Here is a 3,300-nt window from a genome sequence, read left to right on the forward strand (position 1 = left end):
TGCCCCTGCTATTAGCACCGACGCCAAATACAACGGACTGAACCCGCAAGATGTTGCTGTTGTCAACATTGACAACGACACTGCACCCCTCAATGTCATTAACGGCACTTGGCTTTCTGAAACCTTGGTGGGAACCTCTTTAGACGACCGGATCAATGGTTTTGGCGGTCATGACACGATTGTAGGGGGACTGGGAAAAGACCGGATTTACGGCGATGACGGCAACGATACCCTGATTGGCGACCTCAACAATAATCTCTTGACTGGGGGTTCGATGGGTATGGATGACATCATCTACGGTGGGACGGGTAGCGATCGCATCAATGGTTGTGGCGGCAATGATACCTTGTACGGCGAGGCAGGCAGCGACCAAATCTGGGGAGATGGGGGCGATGACCGACTCTACGGAGGCTTGGGGAATGACATCCTCACCGGAGGATTGGGGCGCGATATTTTCGCAGTTTCCAAAGGTGAAGGAACTGAGACCATCCGCGACTTCCAAATTGGTCAAGACTACATTGGGTTAGTTGGTGGTTTGGCACTGAATCAGTTGTCGATTATTCAGCAAGGTAGCAATACCAGCATTATTGACAATTCCAACAACCAGACTCTGGCAATATTGGCTGGGGTGAATGCTGCTACGTTTATGAGTAATGCAGCTTCTACTTTTGTAAGTATCTAGTACGAGGAAGCAGCTTTAATTAATATTTAAAGTTGCTGATTTGGCAACTATTGACAATGAGTTGCTGTGGATATGAGCCTGAAGCCAGAACAGAATCTAATAGAGAAAATGCTTCTAAGAACATCAACACCGTACATCTACACAATTTTGCTGCTGTTAGGAACGCTAACTTCAACTGCTACCGCCCAAACACCTAATTTAAAACCCAATTCATCAAGCTCGACAACAGACTTTACAGGCGTTACAATCCTCCAGATACCTGATGGAATTCCTGAATTAAATAACGATACTGTAGACTCATCCTTTGGCGATACCCTTGATGTAGCAAAACACCCACTAGGCGCGTTGGAACCCGCAGCCTTAAGCTTCGATAACCAGAAGTCTTTAGCCAAACCGTCTTTTTACACGCTAAAAGAAGGGCGTTTTCTTGCCCAAATATCTAATGTAGAAACTGCACTCCCCACACCAGAATCTAGTCCCAAAGCCGTACCTTCTCCAGAGACATTGGAGGTTGAGATTTCTCAACCTTTAGCAGAAATAAAAACACCTCCCCGTACTTTGCGCGAAGCAGGGTTACTCCAAGAAATACTAACCCCAGAAAACGCCGATCCTACAGAAGAGATTAGCGCTGCCACTAAACAAACAGCACCATCAGATCGAGTTCGTTCTCAACGATTTCTGCCCCGGATCGGCGCTGAATTTACCACTGGTTCTGGTGTGGGTTATGAAAGTTCTTTTGGTAGCATTGGAGGCTTTGTTCCCCTATGGCAAAACTCAGACAACCTCACCTTCTTAGAAGGTCGATTGCTGTTGTCAACGGAAGATTCTCATATAAGCAGCAATATTGTTTTAGGACATCGCTTTTATAGTGCCAAAGATAACCGGATCTTGGGCGGCTATGTCGCCTTCGATACCCGCGACACGGGTAATAGCAACTTTAATCAACTGGGTGCTGGGTTTGAAAGCTTAGGAGAAAACTGGGATATTCGCGCGAATGCTTACATTCCGGTTGGAGATACCCGCCAACTGACCCAAGAGAGGGTTTTTTCTACAGGTTTATCGTTTTCAGACCCTTTCTTTCAGGGTAATTTCTTGGGTCAAACTAGAAATCAACAACTTCAACGCGATCGCAATTTTGAAGCAGCGATGGCAGGGTTTGATGTTGAAGCTGGCGTAAAAATTGCCCAAATCGGTCGAACCGGCGACCTCCGAGGCTATGCCGGACTTTATTATTATGATGCCCCAGGCAGTGCAGAGATTTTGGGCTGGCGGACTCGGTTGGAAGCGCGTCCTACTGACACTTTCAGGCTGGGACTATTGCTCTCAAATGACGCCACTTTTGGTACGAATTTGGTGCTGAGTGTCGGGGCGAATTTTCCCGGCACTCGTCCGAGAGGGATAAGAAAAGAAGATCGAGTTCTGGCGCGTCTGGGGGAATCTGTGACCCGAAACGCGAATATTGTAGTCGATGAACAGTCGGAATCTGAATCTTTCAGTGTGCAAGATACGGTGTTTGTTACGAATCCCACGACGGGTCAACCGTGGAGATTTCGACACGTCAATTTAGGAATTGGAACCGGGAACGGCACGTTCGAGAATCCGACTGCAACGGTTGCGGAAGCTTTGGCTGTGGCTCAATCCAATGATATTGTCTACGTGCAACCAGGGACAAATCCTGGGGTTCCTGCTTTCAAGATTCCCGACCAAGTGCAAGTGCTTTCAACTGGCCCTGTGCAGCGTATAGATACCGTGGAACTCGGCAATCTACAATTACCCTCGTCTAATGCAGGGATACTGGTAGACGTGACAGGAACGGTCACGATGGGAAATACCACAACACTTTCGGGTTTTGCTATCAGCACAACTACTGGTTCTGGCATCGCTGGAAGCAACATCAGCAATGCAATTATTCGAGACAACGCGATCGCAAATTCTTCCGGTGAGGGAATCTTACTTGAGAATGTGACCGGACAGATACTAATTCAAGACAACGCGATCGCAAATTCTGCTTTGGAAGGCTTTTCCCTCAGCAATAATCAGGGGCAAGTTAACCTAATTCTTGTCAAAAACACGATCGCCAACAATGGTGCTTTAGCTAACGAAGGGGACGGCATCAATCTTGAACTTCGCAATACTGCAACTGGAACCTTTAATATCTCAGAGAATACGATTACTGGCAGTAACAGCTTCGGGAGCATCGCCGACGGAGTTGAGGTAAAACTGTTCGAGAGTGCTTCCGGAACCTTTACTCTGACTAATAACCAAATAACTGCAAATCAATTTAGTGGCATTAATATTGAACTTGAATCCAATACTTTGGGGACATTTGAGATTGCCAACAGCACAATCTCAGGCAATCAATTTGATGGAATTTCTATCAAGCTAAACGATAGCGCGACTGGAACGTTTGATATCACTAATACTCAAATTTCTAAAAATGGGTTTTATGGGATTGGGATACTTCTCTCAAATAACACCTCTGGAACCTTCAACATTACCAATAGCACCATTGCTGAAAATCAAGATAATGGAGTGAATATCGCACTTTCCGATGCAGCGATAGGAACAGTCAATATTTCTAACAATCAGCAAATTTCTAAAAATGGATTTTACGGAAT

General features: G+C 46.0%; 2 protein-coding genes. Both read left to right on the forward strand.

All coding sequences use genetic code 11. The features are described 5' to 3' along the window. The coding region (locus tag H6F50_RS20995; RefSeq protein WP_277879370.1) for a calcium-binding protein at window positions 1–682 on the forward strand (682 nt) is incomplete at its 5' end. Between the two features lie 108 nt (window positions 683–790). Further along, a partial coding sequence (locus H6F50_RS21000; RefSeq protein ID WP_206754844.1) for a right-handed parallel beta-helix repeat-containing protein occupies window positions 791–3,300 on the forward strand: 2,510 nt, incomplete at its 3' end.

The organism is Coleofasciculus sp. FACHB-712 (assembly GCF_014695635.1).
In the GTDB taxonomy this organism is placed as follows: Bacteria; Cyanobacteriota; Cyanobacteriia; order Cyanobacteriales; family FACHB-T130; genus FACHB-T130.